This is a genomic window from Amycolatopsis sp. CA-126428, from assembly GCF_002904335.1.
In the GTDB taxonomy this organism is placed as follows: Bacteria; Actinomycetota; Actinomycetes; order Mycobacteriales; family Pseudonocardiaceae; genus Amycolatopsis.
In genome coordinates this window covers 65,655-82,667 of the sequence record NZ_PPHF01000074.1, presented here as the reverse complement: position 1 = coordinate 82,667, position 17,013 = coordinate 65,655, and the positions used below count along the sequence as shown (strand labels likewise).

Sequence of the window (17,013 nt, the reverse complement as noted above, 5' to 3'; positions counted from 1 at the left end):
CTCACGACCGGGCCGCGGCAGACTCGCGACTTTCGGGGGTATGACCCCTTTGCACCGGGCCGACACACTGTGCGTGCCGGTACGGTGACCACGGGTTCCGACCGGACCTCCATCCGTGCGGCGTGAGGAGATCCCCCGATGGCGTCAAGGTCCTTGTCCCGGCTCGCCCTCGCGGCGTCCGGGGTCCTGCTCACCTCCTTGCTCGGCGGCACCGCCACCGCGCAGGCGGCGGACACGCCGGTGTTCTGGCGCGTCCCGGCCACCGCGACCCAGGCGCAGGCGCTGGCCGCGGCCGGGTTCGACGTCGAGGAGGGGGACGGCGGCAGCGTCAACGTCGTCGGCGGCCAAGCCGTTGCCGCGAAGCTGCGGGCGCTCGGCTACCGGCCCTCGTACTTCGACACCGTCTACAAGGAACTGCCCGCGCGGACGGAGAGCCTGGCGGCGGACACCTTCTACGGCGGGTACCGGACCGTCACCGCGCACGAGAACCACCTCGCGCAGGTCGCCTCGGCGCACCCCGACCTGGCCACGAAGTACACGATCGGGCAGTCGTGGAAGAAGACCAAGGGCCAGGGCGGCCACGACGTCCAGGCGATCTGCCTGACCAAGAAGCAGGCCGGCGACTGCACGCTGTCGACGACGTCGACGAAGCCGAAGTTCTTCCTGATGGCCCAGATCCACGCGCGCGAGCTGTCGACCGGTGAGCTCGCCTGGCGCTGGATCGACTACCTCGCCGACGGCTACGCCACCGACGCCACCGCGAAGTCCATTCTGGACACCACCGAGGTGTGGGTGGTGCCGATCGCCAACCCGGACGGCGTCGACATCGTCGCTTCCGGCGGGAACTCGCCGAAGCTGCAGCGCAAGAACGCGAACAACTCCCGCGGCGGCTGCAGCGGCACGAACATCGGCGTCGACCTCAACCGCAACTCGACGTTCAAGTGGGGCGGCGACTCCAACTCCGCCTGCTCGGAGACCTACCAGGGCGTGAGCGCGGGTTCGGAGCCGGAGGTGCAGGCGCTGGAGAAGCTGGCCCGCGCGATCTACCCGGACCAGCGGGGCACCGGGAACAACGACCCGGCGCCCGCGACCGCCAAGGGCACGATGATCACGCTGCACAGCTACGGCAACGACATCATCATCCCGTGGGGCTTCACCCAGGCCACCTCGCCGAACGACGCCCAGTACCGCAGGCTCGGCGCGAAGTACTCCGCGTCCAACGGTTACCTGGTCGGCACCAACGAGGAGACCGTCGGCTACGACACGTCCGGCACCACCGACGACTTCACCTACGGCGAACTGGGTGTCGCCAGCGTGACGTTCGAGGTCGGCGGTTCGAGCGGCACCTGCGGTGGCTTCCTGCCGCGTTACACCTGCGTGGACAGCACGTTCTGGCCGAAGAACAAGGGCGCGCTGGTCACCGCCGCCAAGGCCGCGGCGGCACCGTACCAGCAGTGAGTCACGGGCGGCAGGCGTAGATGCAGTTCTGCGGGCGCGGGGATCCGAGCACTTCGACGTGCCGGAACCCCGCGTCCGCGAGCATTTCCGACGCCTTTTCGGTGCCCCACACGGCACCGAGCGCGGCGCCGCCCTCGGCCAGCGACGTCGTCGTGCAGTACATCAGGCTGATCGAATAGGTGAGGGCCGCCAGCGGGTGGCCGATGTTCCGCTCCAGGTGGCTGGAGAAGTTGGTGTCCACCATGAAGAACAGGCCGTCCGGGGCGAGCGCGCCGCGGATCCGGCGCAGCACGACGTCCGGGCGGTCCTGGTCGTGGACGGCGTCGAACGCGGTGATGACGTCGTAGGGCGGATCGGCGGTCAGCTCGGCGGCATCCCCGACAGCGAAGTCGGCGTTGGGGAGCCGGTGTTCTCTCGCTTGCTCGACGACACCGGCATTGATGTCCAGGCCGGTGAAGCGCGAGGCGGGAAACGCCCGGGCGGCGACGCCGATCGCGTGCCCGGTGCCGCAGCCGAGGTCGAGCACGCGGGCGCCCGCCGTCAGCCGTTCCTTGAGACCGGGGACCGCGCCGAAGAAGCCGTCCACGAGGTGCTCGCGGTAGATGTGCTTCCAGCTGTCGCCGGTCTTGGCGCCGAGGGTTTCGAGGTGGGGCCCGTAGGCCGCCCTCGGGACACCGCCGCCTTCGGCGAACGCGCGTTCCAGGTCCGGGAGGATGCCGGTGAACGCCGACAGCGTCAGCAGTGACGGCATCAGGTTCGACGCGGTTTCGCCGAGCAGGAACTTGGCGTGCTCAGGTGGAAAGGTGTACTCGCGGCCGTCGTAGGTGAAGATCCCGCCGGTGACCATGGCGCCGAGCCACTCGCGGACATAGCGTTCCTGAAGCCCGGCGCGGTCGGCGAGCCCGGCACTGGTGGCAGGCCCCGCGCGGCGGCGGCGAGCAGGCCGGTGCGGTGGCCGACGCCGATCAGCATGGTGAGGGCGCTGCCGGTCATGGTCGCGGTCAGGTGGGCGGCGAAGTCCTGCTCCTCCATGGGGTGGAGCCTACCCGCCGGCCGGACCGTCCGATGTGGACGATCCGGCCGGCGGGGACGCATGGCGGCCGGCGGGCGCAGCGATATGGAGCCGACGGCGGCCCGCGGACCCGGCCGTCAGGCGTCGTCGTCCTCCAGGCCCGCGTCGGCCAGTACCGCGTACACCCGGCGCCGCGCGTCCGCGAGGATCTTCTTCACCTCCGCGACCTGGGCCTCGTTGCCGCTGTAGCCCACCTGGGCGGCCGCGCCGGACAGCTCGCCCAGCGCGTGCCACAGTGCCGCGAAGCGGTCGGCGCCCGGCTCCTCCTCCGGCTCCTCCCACAGCGCCGCGAACTCCTCCTCGCGGCCCGCCACGTGCTCGCGCCCCGCGTCGGTCAGCTCCGCCACCCGGCGACCGGCCGTCTCGACCGTGTGGACCAGACCCTCGTCCTCCAGCTGCTGCAGGATCGGGTACACCGATCCCGGGCTGGGCCGCCAGCGGTCGTGCGTGCGACGCCGGATCTCCTGCATCAGCTGGTAACCGTGCCTCGGCTCCTCGGCCAGCAGCGCCAGCACCGCCGGCCGCACCGGGCGGGCCGGCGGGCGGCCGCCTCCGCCGCCGCGGAACTCGCGGACCCGCTGGAACGGCCCGCCCCCGCCGAACCAGCCGCCCGGGCCGCCGAACGAGCCCGGGCCGCCCGGGAAACCGGGGAAGCCCGGCCCGCCCGGTACGCCCGGGGGCTGGGGCGGGTGGGGTGGCGGCGGCGGGAACCCTCGGGCCAGCTCCGGGCCGCCGTCCCAGTCCTCCTGCCCCGGCACCTCATGCTCCGGCCCCGGACGCCCGTGCCCGAACCCACCGTGCTCGGCCCCGGCATGCCCCGGATGCCCGAACCCCGCGTGTTCGGCCCCAAGATGCCCTGGCCCCGGGTGCCCGTGCCCGAATCCACCGTGCTCGGCCCCACCATGCCCCGGGTGCTCATGCCCGAACCCACCGTGCTCGGCCCCGACGCGCCCCAGCCCGGGATGGCCGTGCCCAAACCCGCCGTGCCCGAACCCGCCGTGCCCGCCCCCCGGGTGCCCAGGGTGACCCGGGCGCCCCTGCCCGAAGTCCCCACCGAACCCCGCGAAGATCCGTCCCGCGCCCGCACTCATCTCCATGAATAACCCTCCAAGTCGTATCGGCGACATTCACACGATATATCGCCGCTCGATCGAGGGCAAGGAAGGTCAGCCGAAGTAGTGCCCGGCTTCCAGGTCGGCGAGCAGGCCGGGCCACTCGGGCAGCCAGCCGAGCCGCTTCTGGGTCAGGACGCTCGACGCCGGCGCGTCCGGCCCGGCGAAGTGCGCGAGCCAGCCGAAGTGGCCCCGGACGTCGGCCACCGACCGCACCGGCAGCCCGAGGCGCTCCCCGATGACCCCGGCGAGCGCCTTCAGCGGCACGCCTTCGTCGCCCACCGCGTGCAGCCGCACGCCCGCGGGCGCCGCCTCGACGGCCAAGCGGTACAGGCGCGCCGCGTCGAAGCGGTGCACCGCGGCCCAGCGACCCGTGCCGTCGCCCGGGTAGGCCGACACCCCCGTCTCGCGCGCGAGACGGATCAGGGCCGGGACGAACCCGTGCCCGTCGCCCTCGCCGTGCACCGACTGCGGCAGCCGCAGCACCGACGCCCGCACACCCCGCTCGGCCAGCGCGAGCGCCGCCGCCTCCGACGCCGATCGCGGGAACGCCGGGGCGGCCGCGTCTTCTTCGGTGGCCATCCGGCCCGGGGCCACCGGGCCGGTCGCGGCCGTGATGATCAGCGCCTTCCCGGATCCTTCGAGCGCTTCGCCGAACGCGCCGATCGCCGCGCGGTCGGTCGCCGCCGCGCCCGTGAGGTCGGCGAAGTCGTCGTGGACGTAGGCGGTGTGGACGACCGCGTCCGCTTCGGCGGCCGCCGCGCGGAGGCCGTCCAGGTCGGTCAAGTTCCCGCGCCGGACCTCGGCGCCGGTGGCCGCGAGCGCCGCGGCCTTGTCCTCCGAACGGGAAAGGCCGAGGACCTCGTGCCCCGCTTCCCGCAGTTCCCGGACGACGGCGCTGCCGACGAACCCGGTCGCGCCGGTGACGAACACCCGCATTTTCGTACTCCTCGTAGCTGGCTGACAGTGCTTCCATCGTTGGGCCGCGGCGGCGCGGACGTCCAAAGCCTGGTTCTCATCGGCCGATACGCTTCGGGCATCACCGCAGCTAGACTGCGGTCATGGCGGACCTGGACCTGCGGCTGGTGCGGTACTTCACGGCCGTGGCCGAGCATCGGCACTTCGGGCGCGCGGCGGCCGCCCTGCACACGACGCAGCCGTCGCTGAGCCGGCAGATCCGCCGGCTCGAGGGCCAGCTCGGCGCGCGCCTGCTGGATCGCACGCCGCAGGGCACGCGGCTGACCGAAGCGGGCGAAGTGTTCCTGCCCCGCGCCAAGGCGCTGCTGCAGTCGGCCGAGCAGGCGGCGGTGAGCACCCGCGCGGCGGCCGCGCCGAGCCGCATCACCATCGGCTACCGGACGAACCTGTTCGTCACGCCGGCGGTGCGCGAACTGCGCCGCCGCCACCCCGAGGCCGAGGTCTTGACCCGGCACCTGGGCTGGACCGAAACCCGGGAGGCGCTGCTGGAGCACCGGGTGGACGTCGCGGTGACGCGGTTGCCGCTGCGGGCCGACCAGCTGCGGGTCACCGTGCTCTACCCCGAAGAGCGGGTGCTGCTGGTGTCCGCGGACCACCGCCTGGCCGGCCGGGAGTCGGTCACGCTGGCCGACTTCGCGGACGAGCCGCTCCCCCGCGTCGACGACCCGGAGTGGAACGCGTTCTGGCGCATCGACCCGCGCCCGGACGGCCGCCGCGCCCCGGACGGCCCGCTCGTCAAGGAGTTCGAGGAGAAGTTCGAACTGATCGCCGCGGGCCAGCTGGTGGCGATCGTCCCGGCCGGGGTGCGGTTCAGCCGGCTCCGGCGCGACGTGACGATCGTCCCGCTGGACGGCATCGAGCCGTGCCAGGTGGCCCTGGCCACCCGCGCGAGCGACGACAACGACCTCCTGGCGTCGGCGTGCAAGACGCTGGCGGCGCACCTGACCAGCCCCGAAGCGGCCGGCCTCAAGGTTTCGGCACGCTAAGAGCCGGACCGCACCGCCAGCGTCAGCAGTTCCGCCGCCGGGCCCGTGAGACGCCGGCCCGCCGGCCACACCGCGCGCAGCACCCGGCCCAGCTCCATGCCTTCCACCGCTACCGGCACCAGCCGCCGGCCGGCCACTTCGCGCACCACGTCGAGCTCGCTGATCACCGCCGGCCCGGCGCCGGTGATCACCGCGTTGCGCACCGCCGAGGCCGAACCCAGCTCCAGCAACGGCCGCACCGGGCCCACCCCCGCCCGGCGCAGCGCCGCCTCGACCGTCTCGCGCGTTCCCGAGCCCGGCTCGCGCACCACCAACGGCGTCGCGGCCAGCTCCTCGGCCCGCAGTGGACGGCGGCGCCGCGCCCAGGCGTGCCCCGCCGGGACCACCACGACGAGCCGGTCCGCCGCGACGCGGCGCGTGGCCAGCCCCGGCCACGGCCCCGGCGACTCGACGAACCCCAGGTCCACCCGCCCGCGCGCGACCAGGTCGGCGACCTGCTCGGAGTTCACCACCTCGAGGCCGACGTAGGTGTCCGGCCCGGTCCGCTTGACCTCGCCGATCCAGGCGGGCACGAAGTGCTCGGCGAGCGTCATGCTCGCCGCGACGCGCAACTGCGCGCCCCGCTGGGTGCGCAGGGCTTCCGCGCCGGTGCGCAGTCCGTCCACTTCGGTCAGCACGCGGTGGGCCCAGCCCGCGATCACCCGGCCGTCCGGGGTCAGCGCCGAGCCGCGCCGGGTCCGGTCCACCAGGGACAGTCCCAGTTGACGTTCCAAAGTGGACAGCCGTTTGCTCGCCGACGGCTGGGCGATGCCGAGGGCGCCGGCCGCCTGGCCGATGCTGCCGAGGTCGTCGACGAGCACCAACAGGCGCAGCGAGTCCAGGTCCGGTCCGGTCATAGCTTCAGTCTATGACCTCACCACGGACGGCCGGCTACCGCGCACGCCCGCGGGCGACGACGCTGCACGGTATGGCACTGACGACGGCGAAGACCTCCGGCTTCGCGATCACCGGGCTCGGCGTCGCCGCGGCGTACGCGCTCAGCTCGGCCTGGCCGGTGGTGGGCGCCCTCACCGCCGCGGTGGTGCTCGGCGTCGTCGTCGGGAGCACCCCTGTCCTGACCGGCGAACAGCGCCAGGCCGTCGCCCGCCTGACGAAACGCCTGCTGCGCGCGGGCGTCGTGCTGCTCGGGCTCCAGCTCGCCGTCCCCACCGTGCTCGCGCTCGGCCCCGGCTCGCTGGCCGCGGTCGTGCTGACGGTCGCCGTCACCTTCCTCGGCACGCTCGGCCTCGCCCGGCTGGTCCGGGTCCCGCGCAGTCTCGCCCTGCTGGTCGCCACCGGCTTCTCGATCTGCGGCGCGTCGGCGATCGCCGCGGTGGAAGGCGTGATCGAGCGCGACGACGAAGACGTCGCCACCGCCGTCGCGCTCGTCACCTGCTACGGCAGCGTCGCCTTGGCCGCGCTTCCCCTGCTCGCGCGCGCTCTCGGCTTGGACGCGACCCGGACCGGCAGCTGGGCCGGGATCTCGGTGCACGAAGTCGCCCAGGTGGTCGCGGCGGCCGGGCCCGCGGGGGCGGCCGCGGTCGGGATCGCCGTCGTGGTGAAGCTGAGCCGTGTCGTGCTGCTCGCCCCGGTGGTCGCGCTCGTCGGCGCGACCGAACGCGGCCGCCGCGACACGCACGCTCCGCTCGTGCCGCTGTTCGTCCTCGGCTTCCTCGCGATGGTCGCCGTCCGGAGCACCGGCCTGGTCCCCGCGTTCGTGCTCGACGTCACGAAGACCGCGTCGACGCTCCTGCTCGCGGGTGCGTTGTTCGGCCTCGGCTGCGCCGTCCGGCTCGGCGCGCTGCTGCGCGGCGGCGGACGGGCCCTGCTTCTGGGGCTCCTCTCGACGCTTCTGGTGCTGGCGACCGGCTTCGGCACCCTGGCCGCGTTCACCTGAATTTTCCCTGGCGGTCACGTATAGGTCGTTATACGCGCGGTTGTACTCCTCTTGTACGGGACGCGTCGACGCTGCCGGCGAGACGTTGACCGATTCCGTAGGGAGCACGAACCGTGAAGATCACCCGACTCGCCCAGGGTCTGCTGGCCGGGCTGCTGGGGTGCGCCGCCCTGGCGGTCCCGGCGGCTGTCGGCGCCGCGACCGCTCAGGCCGACGTGGCCAGCACGCTGGTGTTCGCCAAGAACACCGAAGGCCACGACTGTTACCGCATTCCCACCATCGTCAAAGCGAACAACGGCGACCTGCTCGCCTTCGCCGAGGGCCGCAACGGCGGCGCCGACTTCTGCAACGACCTCGGCAAGATCGACCTGGTCATGAAGCGCTCGACCGACGGCGGCAAGACGTGGGGCGCGCTGAACACCGCCATCGAGGCTTTCGGGGACGTGAAGGGGAATCCGGCGCCGATCGTCCTCCCGGGCAGCAACCGGATCGTGCTGTTGTCGACCATGCAGTGCTTCACGAACCCGTCGTGCGGCCGGATCCCGCGCGTGTCCATCAGCGACGACAACGGGAAGACGTGGGGCGCGCCGAAGGTGCTGACCACCGAACTCGGGTTCGCGAGCGCGCCGGGGTGGCTGGCGACCGGTCCGTCGCACGGGATCGTGCTGACCCGCGGCGCGCACGCCGGCCGGCTCGTCGCCGGCATGAGCTACACGATCAGCGGCAAGAACACCGGCGCGCTGGTCTACAGCGACGACAAGGGCGCCACCTGGCACCGCGGGGCGACCGACACGTCCACTTCGGACTTGATGAACCCGCAGGAGATCAGCGTCACCGAACTGCGGGACGGCCGGGTCTACGCCGCCGCGCGCAACGACGCCAACGGCGACGACAAGTGTCTCTCCGACGGCACCCACAACCGCGCGTCCGCGATCAGCTCCGACGGCGGCGCGACGTTCAGCTCGAAGTTCGCCTTCGCCACCGACCTCGTCACCCCGGTCGTCGAGGGCTCGACGGCCCGGATGAGCGCGACCGACACCGGCGGCAAGTACAACCGCATCGTCTTCGCGGCCCCGTCCGTCTGCGACCGGCGCAAGGAGCTGCGGGTCCACTCGTCCTTCGACGAGGGTGCCAACTGGACCGGCACCGCCGGCAGCGTGCTCGTGTGGGGCCAGGACGCGTCGTACTCCGACATGGTCCAGCTGTCCCAGTCGTCGGTCGGCGTGCTGTTCGAAGCGGGCCCGGAGTACCACGCGAACGACACGATCCGCTTCGCCGCGGTCAGTGACGCCGCGCTCGGCGCCCCCGCCTGCGGTGGCGGCTACGGCGTGATCGACTCGGCTCCGCTCGGCACCGGCGGCGCGGCCGGCACGGTGTTCTTGTCGTACAACGCGGCCAACGGCCAGAACTGCGTCAGCACCATGAAGAACGGCGCCGCCGGGACGGCCACCGCGACCGCGGCCTACCTGGAGGTCAAGGGCTCGGCGCGGCAGACCGACTCGGGCGCGTTCTCCTACTTCGCCGGCCCGGTCAAGGCCACCGCGGCGGACAAGTGCGTGAAGTGGGGCGGCTCGGCCGGCGGCCAGGTCTACGACAGCCAGTTCGAGCACTGCGGCTGAACCGGGGTGGGACCCGCCCCCGGGCCGGGTCCCACCTCACCCGTGCCGCCCGGCCCCCTCGCCCGGGCGGCACGGGACTCAGAAGCCGGTGCAGTTCGCGACGGCCCCGGCCCCGGCCGCGGTGGCGGTCTTGGCCTCCTTGCCGTCGACGATCACCTGGCAGCCCACCGAGCCGCCGTCCGGCCCGGCGGTCGCGGAGAACTGGGCTCCGGCGAGGAATCCCGTGGCTTCGACGGTCTTGGTCCACGGCTGGGCGGCCCCGACCTCGGTGTTGATCAGGATCGTGTCCCGGTCGAAGGTGCTGTAGACGATGTCGACGGCCTTCGCGTCCCCGCTCACCTGGTAGACGATGGTGTGGTGCTGGCCGGCCTGGTCGTTGACGTCGCTGATCGCCTTGCCGATCACCACCAGCCACAGGATGCTGACGATCAGGCCGAGCAGCGACACGACGACGCCGGCGATCGAGAGTCCCTTGTTCGTCGCCTTGCCGGCCCGCACCCTGGCCACGCCCACCGCCGACAGGATCAGGCCGAGCACGGCCAGCGGCCAGGCGGCGACCCCGGCGAGCGGGATCGGCGCGATCACCAGCCCGATCAGGCCGAGGACGAACCCGGCCGTGCCCAGGCCGTTGCGCGGCGGCGTGGCCGGCGGGGCGGCGTGCTGTTGGAGCGGGGTGTAGTCGGTCATCGGGGTTCCTTTCGCTGCTGCTTGACGGCGAGAAGGAAACCAGCGCGGTAAGGCGTCCCGCGTCGTCCGCAAGCCTCGACGCCGTACGACTTAAGTCGTCACCGATCGCGGGGTGGACGAGCGGAACGGCTGATGGGGTGGTGGTGACCACCTCGTAGGCTTCCCGCATGGGACGGTCCGTGCTTCGGGTGGTGTGCACCGTGCTCGCGGTCGCGGCGGGCGTGCTGACGAGCACCGTCAACTTCGCGTTGGAAAGCTCGCCGCCGGACGACCCGGACGCGTTGCCCACGGCGTTCGGGATGCTCGGCTGGCTCGTCGCGATCGGCGCGGCGGTCATGCTGGTCTGGCGGCACCGCTGGCCGCTGCTCGTCACCGGCATCGCGCTGGTGCCGCCGCTGCTGCTGGCCGGCGACTCGATGGCGGCGCTGATCGCCCTCGCCGCGCTCACCACCCGGTACGTGGGCTGGTGGCGGTGGAGCGCGGCGACGCTGGTGTTCGCGGCGACCGGGCTCGCGGTCTGGCGGGACGCGAGCCGGGCCGCGGAGTCGTCGCTCGCCGAGGCCTGGATGTCGACCGGCACGACCGCCGCCAAGCTCACCGGGGTGGTGCTGACCGCGGTGGTGTACACGGCGGTGCCCCTCACCCTGGGGATCGTCCGGCACAGCCTCGCCGAGACGCGCCGCCGGATCGCCGAGCAGGAGGCGCTGCGCGATCAGGTGGCCCGCAAGGAGGAGCAGGCGCGGATCGCCCGCGAGATGCACGACGTCCTCGGGCACCGGCTCTCCCTGCTTTCGTTGCAGGCGGGCGCGTTGGAGGTCACCGCCGCCACGACGCCGGACGCGGTGGCGGCGGCCAAGACCGTGCGGACCACCGCCCGGCAATCGCTCGACGACCTGCGTCAGGTGATCGGCGTGCTGCGGGGCCCGGGCTTCGCCGAGCGGGCACCCGGCGGGCCCGCGGAGCCGCCACCGCCGACGCTGGCCGACATCCCCGACCTGATCGCCGGCGCCCGGCAAGCGGGCTTGGCGGTCAACGTGACGATCCTGCTCGACCAGGTGTCGGCGGCTCCGGTTCCGCTCGCCACCGCGGCGTACCGGATCCTCCAGGAGGCCCTGACCAACGTGCTGCGGCACGCGCCGGGGGCGCCCGCGGAGGTGCTGGTGCGCGGCGGCCCGGGCGCGGGGTTGTCGCTGGAGGTCGTCAACCCGCTGCCGCCGCACCCGGTGCCGTCACCGGGGTCGGGCACCGGGCTCACCGGCGTCAACGAGCGGATTTCCCTGCTGGGCGGCTCGTTGTCGGCGGGCCCGGTCGACCAGCGGACGTTCGCGTTGCGGGCCTGGCTGCCGTGGGTGGTACCGGCGTCCTAGCATGAGCGGGTGAGCGTGCGTGTACTGCTCGTCGACGACGACCCGCTGGTCCGCACCGGACTGTCCATGATCCTGGGCAGCACACCGGATTTGCGGGTGGTCGCGGAGGCCGGCGACGGCGACGAAGCGGTCCAGCAGGTCGCCCGGCACGCGCCGGACGTGGTGATCATGGACATCCGCATGCGCCGCATGAACGGCCTGGTGGCCACGGCGGCCGTGCTGGCCCAGCCCCGCCCGCCGAAGGTGCTGATCCTGACGACGTTCGACCTGGACGAGTACGTGTTCGAGGCCTTGGCGGCCGGAGCGAGCGGCTTCCTGCTGAAGGAGGGCTCCCCGCAGGAGATCATCGAAGGCGTCCGCGTGGTGGCCAACGGCGACGCGATGTTGTCCCCCCGGACGACGAAGCAGCTGATCGGCCAGTTCGTGGCGGCGCGGGCGAATCCGCGCCGGTCGCGGGCTCAGGCGAAGCTGGAGCTGCTCAGCGAGCGGGAACGCGAGATCGTGACGGCGGTGGCGCAGGGGAAGCCGAACGCGTCGATCGCCGCTGAGTTCTTTTTGAGCGAGGCGACGGTGAAGACGCACATCACGCGGGCGTTCGCGAAGCTGGATGTGTCGAACCGGGTGCAGCTGACGATCTTCGCTTATGAAGCGGCGCTCGTGACGCCGTGAAGTCCCGTTGGGTTCGCCGAGCTGTGGCCGTTCTCGTGCCGGTCGTTCTTCTCTTGGCCCTGCGGTTCGGCTGGCTGAGCTGGCTGGTGGCGGACGGTGGTCCGGTCCGGCGGACGCTCGAGGCGCTGAGCTGGCTCGCGGCCGTCGTGGCAGTCGGCTTCTCCCTGGTCGAACTGCGGCGCCGGGAGCCTGCCGTTTCGCGAAGCGTGTTCGTGGGCCGGGCGCTCCACCTCGACGGCGATCGGCTGCCGAAGGTGGCCGACGTGTCGTTGCTGGCGTTGCGGGTCAAGCGTGCGGTGGACACGTTCGACGACCGGGATCTCCCCCGGTATGTGCCCCGGGACCGCGACAAGGACCTGGAGTGGGCGATCGCGAGCAACGGCTTGGTTCTGTTGCATGGCCGCGCCGCAGCAGGCAAGAGCCGCGCGGCGGCCGAGGCCATCCGCCGGTTGCGCCCCGGTCATGACCTGCTCGTTCCTTTCGACGGCCCGGCGATGCGGGAGATCGCCAAGTCCGGCTTGAAGGACACCGTGATCTGGCTCGACGACCTTGAACGCTTCCTCGTCCCGGGTGGCCTCGACGTGGGTCTGCTCCAGCGGCTGGCTCCCTCGGTCTGTGAGTCGCCACCATCCGCGACCACGAGCTCGCCGCCTTCCGGGCGGTCGAAGGCACGATCAATAAAGCTGCGGCGGATCTGATCGCTTGTATCCCGCCGAGCCACCTGATCGCGATCAAGCAGCACTTGACGGAGGCCGAGCAGGAGCGCGCGAAGACCGCACGGGCAGGTGACCCGCGCATCGGCCGGGCTCTGGCGGCTTCTGAGGGCTTCGCGGAGTACCTGGCGGCGGGCACGCCGATGCTGGAGCGCTGGTCGGTCGGCGACAGCCCGCTGTTCTACGTCGGCCAGGCCCTGATCAGCGCGGCGGTCGACTGCCGCCGGGCGGGCTACTCCGAGCCCGTTCCGCGCACCACACTGGCCGAGCTGCATCTCTGCTACCTCCCTGCGCCGTGGTGCGACCGCCCCGATCTGCCGTCGGTCACCGAAGGTCTGCGGTGGGCCGCCCAGCCGGTGCTCAGCGCCAGTTCATGTCTGCAGCCTCGGGCCGATGACCGGTACTTGGCTTCCGACTACCTGGTAGACCAGGCGCAGGAGGGCACCAGCCCGCTGGGCGGTTCGCCTGTGCCGGATGACACGTGGGATGCCGTGTTCTCCCTGAGCTCCGACCGAGGTGTCGCGGCGATCGGCATGGTCGCTTACCTGGCTGACCGGTTCGAGTTCGCCGAGAAATGCTTCCGACGGGCTTTCGAGGCCGGCGACACGGAGGCGATCGGGCTGATCGCCCTGGCCGTCGGCAAGCTGGGTCGCTTCCGCGAGGTGAAGGAAATCTTCCGCGAGGCGGCTCGGGCCGGCGACGGGATAGTCATGGTCACGGCCGCAAAGGCGCTCTCCAGCAACGGCGGCTTCGAAGAGCTTACCGAGCTTGCCCGGCAGGCGGTCGAGACGAAGATCGGACTGGCCCTTCCCATCTTGGCGGCCGCCATCACCGCTGACAGCCCCCGGCCGGATCTCCACGAGCTCGCGGTTTTCGCCATCGACCAAGGTCGGACGACTGCGACTTTCGTGCTTTCGTCCTTCATCGCACTGAACCCCGCCACCGCTCACCTGACCAGCCTGGCTCGCCATGCGATCGAAATGGGCGACCCCGCCGTCGCCGCTCACTTGCTAGGCCTGGAACCCGATCCCGCGCACGTCGTTTCCTTCCTGGAACACGCTCGGCAGAGCGGCCGGAGCCAGTTCGCCGCAATCTACGAACGGATGATGATCGAAGAAGCTTTGGCCGAATCGCGCGAAGGCTCCGAAGCGAAGCCCGAGACCTGAGCGGACCAGCTCATTGCGCCCCCGCCGGTGCCGTGGCCACCGCCGACTCGCCGAACTTGATCCCCTTCGCTTCCTTCCCGATCGCCGTCAGCACCGCCACCGCGATCAGCCCCGGCACCACCGTCCACACCAGAGCCGACGTGTACCCGTGTGATTCCGCGATCGCCTGCTGGATCGGCAGGTTCAACGCCGCCAGCAGGTTGCCCAGCTGGTAGGTCACTCCCGGGTAGAACCCGCGGATCGCGTCCGGTGACATCTCCGTCAGGTGCGCCGGGATCACTCCCCACGCCCCCTGGACCATGATCTGCATCAGGAACGAGCCCAGCGCCAGCATGCCCGCGCCGTGGTCGAAGGCGAAGATCGGGATCACCGGGAGGCCCAGGACCGCCGCCGTCACGATCGTGCGGCGGCGGCCCAGCCGCTCGGACAGCGTGCCGAACGTCAAGCCGCCGATGATGGCTCCGATGTTGTACAGCACCGCTATCCACGTGCTCGTCGCCGCGCTCAGCCCCGCGCCGCCGTTGTCGTGGGCCTTCAAGAAGCTCGGGTAGACGTCCTGGGTTCCGTGGCTCATCCAGTTGAACGCCGTCATCAGCAGGATCAGGTAGCCGAAGCGGCGGATCACCTTCGGGTTCAGCAGGATGTCCTTCACCGACGTCCGGGTCACCTTCAGCTTCTCGCGCGCGGTCTCCCACACCTCCGACTCGCGCACGCGCGCGCGAATCAGCAGGCTGATCAGGGCCGGGAAGATGCTCAGCACGAAGATCCAGCGCCACTGCAGGTCGAGCGCCGAGTGGAACAGCAGGTACGCCAGCGCCGCCAGCAGGTAGCCGATCGAATAGCCGACCTGCAGCAGGCCCGAGAAGAAGCCGCGGCGCTCGACCGGGATCTTCTCCATCGCCAGCGCCGCGCCCAGGCCCCACTCGCCGCCCATGCCGATGCCGTAGACGAACCGCAGCACCAGCAGCACCGTGTAGTTCGGCGCGAAGGCGCACAGCAGACCGGCCACCGAGTACAGCACGACGTCGGCCATCAGCGGGATCCGGCGGCCCACCCGGTCGGCCCACAGGCCGAACAGGAGCGCGCCGACCGGGCGCATCACCAAGGTCGCCGTCGTGATGAACGCCAGCTGCGTGGCCGTCGCCCCGAACGACTTGTCCTTCGCGATGTCCGCCAGGACGAAGACGACGAGGAAGTAGTCGAACGAGTCCATGCTCCAGCCGAGCAGCGCCGCGAGGAACGCGTTGCGCTGGTCCGAGGTAAGCGCTTTCTTGCCCGGTCGATCCGTCACGTTCGCCCCGTTCCGTCGGTTCCCCACCGGAAGACCTCAGGCCCGGTTTAGCACCCACCACCCCGGGCGGGCAAGAGGATCAGAGCGCGACGCGGATGCGGACCCGGCGGCCGACGTCCCGGGCCCACGCCTTGATCCGGTCCCAGTCACGGAAGTCCCCGGCCCGCCGGCCCGACGCCACCAGCTTCGGGATCAGGCCGTGCACGGTCGCCGGGTCCAGCCGGCCGCCGAAGGTGGCCGTGCGTTCCGCGTCGATGCGCGCGGCCAGCAACGCGACGTTCGCCGGCAGGCTCACCTGGTGTGTGGCCGCGCCGGGGCCGCACGGTCCGCTGTGGAACAACCACACCGGACGCTCGGCGAGCGCCCGCGCGTTGCGTTCCAGCAACCGGACGGCCTCCGGGCGCCACCGGTGGTAGTACAGGGCGCTGCCGACGACGACCGCGGCGTAGTGCTCGACGCCGGCCACGTCGGCGGCGTCGCGCACATCGACGGTCAGACCCGCCGCACCGAGCTCGGCGGCGATGACCTCGGCGATCTGCCGGGTTCCGCCATGACGCCCGGCGTAGGCGACGAGGACTGCGGTCATGCGGACCATTGTCGGCCCTCGGGGACCGGACTGCCCCGCGGGTCGCCCACGATCCGCCGAACGGGCGCTCGCACGCTACTCTCCGCAGCCCTCACGGCGGCGGCAGGAACGCCGGTCGCTCCGTCGGGTCCGGTTCGTCGTAGTAGCGGTGGAAAACCGCGGTCTGCCCACCGGACAACGGCGGCACGATCCAGCTCCAGTCCGCGGGGCACCGGCGCCCGGCCCGCTCCTCGCGTTCCAGGTGGGACAGGAACCGGCGCGATTCGGTGTGGTGGTCGGCCATCGTGACCCCGGCGGCGTCGAAGGAGTGCTGCACCGCCAGCGTCAGCTCCACCAGCGCCCGGTCGCGCCACAGCGTCCGCTCGGACGCGGTGTCCAGGCCCATCAGCTCGGCGACGACCGGCAGCAGGTCGTAGCGCCGCTCGTCGGCCAGGTTCCGGGCGCCGATCTCGGTGCCGAGGTACCAGCCGTTGAACGGCGCGGCCGGGTAGGTGACGCCGCCGATCTCCAGCGGCATGTCGCTGATCGCGGGCACGGCGTGCCAGCGCAGCCCCAGCCCCGCGAACCAGCGGTGGTCCGGGTGGGTCAGCGGGACCTCCAGGACGACGTCCGGCGGCAGGGTGAACAGCCGCGGCTCGCCGGGCACGGCCTCGATCAGCAGGGGCAGGACGTCGAAGGAGCCTCTTCGCTCCGGCGGCCGCCAGCCGAGTCTTCGCACCTGCTCGGTGAATGCGGCGTAGCGCGGGTCGCCGAGGACCGAGCCGTCTTCGAAGCGGTACCCGGCGTAGCGGATCAGCTGCTCGTTGTGGATCCGCGGGCCCGGCGCGTCCGGGGTGTCCGGCGCGAAGACGGTGATCGTCGGCCGGATCCGCCCGCCCCGGGTGGCCTGGCGGAGGTGGGCGACGCACTCGCCGGCGATCGCGGCGGGATCGGTGACCCGGCGCCGGTCCCGGATGCGCAGGCTGCGCCAGTACAGCCGGCCGATGCAGCGCGCCGAGTTGCGCCACGCGACGCGCGCGCCGTACGCCAGCTCGGCCGGGGTGTGCCTGTAGGTGCCGGTTTCCTGGATTTCCGCGCGAACCGCGGCCAGCCGGGTCTCCAACCGCTCGCCCTCTTCCGCGGCGCCTTCGGCGAACATCCGGTCCAGGAATTCTTCCGCTTCCGCGGAATTGACGCTTTGCTCTTGCGAGACACGCTGTGAGTAAAGCGATAGGGAGGGCGTCACCCGCTCGGGTGTAACCGTCACCGCGGTTCCCCACTCTCCGAAATCGCGATCTGCAGCCCGACGAAAAGGTTCACCGTTCCTCCGAGAGTCACCGACGACACTGCCGGCCGGAAGTCCCCACTGTCCTGGGAACTCCGGCCAGGCGGGG

At 72.0% G+C, this 17,013-nt stretch carries 17 protein-coding genes; 9 read left to right on the top strand and 8 right to left on the bottom strand.

The features are described from left to right. Window positions 1–138 precede the first annotated feature (138 nt). Window positions 139–1,458, top strand: a complete 1,320-nt coding sequence (locus tag C2L58_RS18730; RefSeq protein WP_103338867.1) for a M14 family zinc carboxypeptidase — start codon at window positions 139–141, stop codon at window positions 1,456–1,458. Window position 1,459: 1 nt separating this feature from the next. On the opposite strand, the gene C2L58_RS18725 is transcribed toward C2L58_RS18730, so the two are convergent. Both C2L58_RS18725 and C2L58_RS51375 read right to left on the bottom strand, forming a co-directional pair. Then, the gene (locus C2L58_RS18725) at window positions 1,460–2,209 is read right to left on the bottom strand and encodes a class I SAM-dependent methyltransferase (protein ID WP_369904228.1); all 750 of its coding nucleotides are present in this window, start codon (window positions 2,207–2,209) and stop codon (window positions 1,460–1,462) included. A gap of 398 nt (window positions 2,210–2,607) precedes the next feature. After that, the gene (locus C2L58_RS51375; protein WP_304532857.1) at window positions 2,608–3,288 is read right to left on the bottom strand and encodes a PadR family transcriptional regulator; all 681 of its coding nucleotides are present in this window, start codon (window positions 3,286–3,288) and stop codon (window positions 2,608–2,610) included. 24 nt (window positions 3,289–3,312) lie between these two features. Here C2L58_RS51375 and C2L58_RS48710 point away from each other — a divergent pair, with 24 nt between their 5' ends. Then, a complete protein-coding gene (locus C2L58_RS48710; protein WP_146073635.1) occupies window positions 3,313–3,633 on the top strand; it encodes a hypothetical protein in 321 nt (106 codons plus the stop codon). Between the two features lie 63 nt (window positions 3,634–3,696). Here C2L58_RS48710 and C2L58_RS18715 read toward each other — a convergent pair whose 3' ends face one another. Next, a complete protein-coding gene (locus C2L58_RS18715; protein ID WP_103338866.1) occupies window positions 3,697–4,581 on the bottom strand; it encodes an SDR family oxidoreductase in 885 nt (294 codons plus the stop codon). A 122-nt stretch (window positions 4,582–4,703) separates the two neighbouring features. On the opposite strand from C2L58_RS18715, the gene C2L58_RS18710 reads away from it, so the two are divergent. Next, window positions 4,704–5,606, top strand: coding sequence for a LysR family transcriptional regulator (locus C2L58_RS18710; RefSeq protein WP_103338865.1), 903 nt, complete (start codon window positions 4,704–4,706; stop codon window positions 5,604–5,606). On the opposite strand, the gene C2L58_RS18705 is transcribed toward C2L58_RS18710, so the two are convergent. Next, complete coding sequence (locus C2L58_RS18705; protein WP_103338864.1) at window positions 5,603–6,502, bottom strand: LysR family transcriptional regulator; 900 nt, start codon at window positions 6,500–6,502, stop codon at window positions 5,603–5,605. The genes C2L58_RS18710 and C2L58_RS18705 overlap by 4 nt on opposite strands. 71 nt (window positions 6,503–6,573) lie before the next feature. Between C2L58_RS18705 and C2L58_RS18700 the strand changes: the two genes are divergently transcribed. Beyond that, the gene (locus C2L58_RS18700) at window positions 6,574–7,542 is read left to right on the top strand and encodes a YeiH family protein (protein ID WP_103338863.1); all 969 of its coding nucleotides are present in this window, start codon (window positions 6,574–6,576) and stop codon (window positions 7,540–7,542) included. Between the two features lie 113 nt (window positions 7,543–7,655). Next, window positions 7,656–9,161 carry a sialidase family protein gene (locus C2L58_RS18695; protein WP_103338862.1) on the top strand — a complete coding sequence of 502 codons (1,506 nt, stop codon included), beginning with the start codon at window positions 7,656–7,658 and terminating at the stop codon, window positions 9,159–9,161. Between the two features lie 78 nt (window positions 9,162–9,239). On the opposite strand, the gene C2L58_RS18690 is transcribed toward C2L58_RS18695, so the two are convergent. After that, window positions 9,240–9,848, bottom strand: coding sequence for an MmpS family transport accessory protein (locus C2L58_RS18690; protein WP_103338861.1), 609 nt, complete (start codon window positions 9,846–9,848; stop codon window positions 9,240–9,242). 167 nt (window positions 9,849–10,015) lie between these two features. On the opposite strand from C2L58_RS18690, the gene C2L58_RS18685 reads away from it, so the two are divergent. The 4 genes from C2L58_RS18685 to C2L58_RS18670 are packed head-to-tail and all read left to right on the top strand — an operon-like array spanning window position 10,016 to window position 13,763. Then, window positions 10,016–11,215 carry a sensor histidine kinase gene (locus C2L58_RS18685; protein WP_199191329.1) on the top strand — a complete coding sequence of 400 codons (1,200 nt, stop codon included), beginning with the start codon at window positions 10,016–10,018 and terminating at the stop codon, window positions 11,213–11,215. Between the two features lie 9 nt (window positions 11,216–11,224). Next, complete coding sequence (locus C2L58_RS18680; RefSeq protein ID WP_103338860.1) at window positions 11,225–11,884, top strand: response regulator transcription factor; 660 nt, start codon at window positions 11,225–11,227, stop codon at window positions 11,882–11,884. Between the two features lie 35 nt (window positions 11,885–11,919). Then, entirely contained in the window at window positions 11,920–12,582 is a 663-nt protein-coding gene (locus tag C2L58_RS18675) for a hypothetical protein (RefSeq protein WP_146073634.1), read from the top strand. 44 nt (window positions 12,583–12,626) lie between these two features. Next, complete coding sequence (locus C2L58_RS18670; protein WP_103338858.1) at window positions 12,627–13,763, top strand: hypothetical protein; 1,137 nt, start codon at window positions 12,627–12,629, stop codon at window positions 13,761–13,763. Window positions 13,764–13,773: 10 nt separating this feature from the next. Here the strand turns inward: C2L58_RS18670 and C2L58_RS18665 are convergent, their stop codons facing one another. The 3 genes from C2L58_RS18665 to C2L58_RS18655 all read right to left on the bottom strand — a co-directional run bounded on the left by C2L58_RS18665 (window position 13,774) and on the right by C2L58_RS18655 (window position 16,865). Next, on the bottom strand, window positions 13,774–15,054 hold the full coding sequence (locus tag C2L58_RS18665) for an MFS transporter (protein ID WP_103338857.1): 1,281 nt from the start codon (window positions 15,052–15,054) through the stop codon (window positions 13,774–13,776). A 79-nt stretch (window positions 15,055–15,133) separates the two neighbouring features. Further along, on the bottom strand, window positions 15,134–15,640 hold the full coding sequence (locus C2L58_RS18660) for a flavodoxin domain-containing protein (RefSeq protein WP_103339413.1): 507 nt from the start codon (window positions 15,638–15,640) through the stop codon (window positions 15,134–15,136). A gap of 91 nt (window positions 15,641–15,731) precedes the next feature. Continuing rightward, window positions 15,732–16,865, bottom strand: a complete 1,134-nt coding sequence (locus C2L58_RS18655) for a nitric oxide synthase oxygenase (protein ID WP_103338856.1) — start codon at window positions 16,863–16,865, stop codon at window positions 15,732–15,734. Window positions 16,866–17,013 lie beyond the last annotated feature (148 nt).

What these genes read in the sequence shown, in the direction of transcription:
- C2L58_RS18690 (WP_103338861.1), bottom strand. Translation starts at nt 9,848, where the DNA reads ATGACCGACTACACCCCGCTCCAACAGCACGCCGCCCCGCCGGCCACG.
- C2L58_RS18685 (WP_199191329.1), top strand. Translation starts at nt 10,016, where the DNA reads ATGGGACGGTCCGTGCTTCGGGTGGTGTGCACCGTGCTCGCGGTCGCG.
- C2L58_RS18700 (WP_103338863.1), top strand. Translation starts at nt 6,574, where the DNA reads ATGGCACTGACGACGGCGAAGACCTCCGGCTTCGCGATCACCGGGCTC.
- C2L58_RS18715 (WP_103338866.1), bottom strand. Translation starts at nt 4,581, where the DNA reads ATGCGGGTGTTCGTCACCGGCGCGACCGGGTTCGTCGGCAGCGCCGTC.
- C2L58_RS18725 (WP_369904228.1), bottom strand. Translation starts at nt 2,209, where the DNA reads ATGCCGTCACTGCTGACGCTGTCGGCGTTCACCGGCATCCTCCCGGAC.
- C2L58_RS18730 (WP_103338867.1), top strand. Translation starts at nt 139, where the DNA reads ATGGCGTCAAGGTCCTTGTCCCGGCTCGCCCTCGCGGCGTCCGGGGTC.
- C2L58_RS18660 (WP_103339413.1), bottom strand. Translation starts at nt 15,640, where the DNA reads ATGACCGCAGTCCTCGTCGCCTACGCCGGGCGTCATGGCGGAACCCGG.
- C2L58_RS18705 (WP_103338864.1), bottom strand. Translation starts at nt 6,502, where the DNA reads ATGACCGGACCGGACCTGGACTCGCTGCGCCTGTTGGTGCTCGTCGAC.
- C2L58_RS18710 (WP_103338865.1), top strand. Translation starts at nt 4,704, where the DNA reads ATGGCGGACCTGGACCTGCGGCTGGTGCGGTACTTCACGGCCGTGGCC.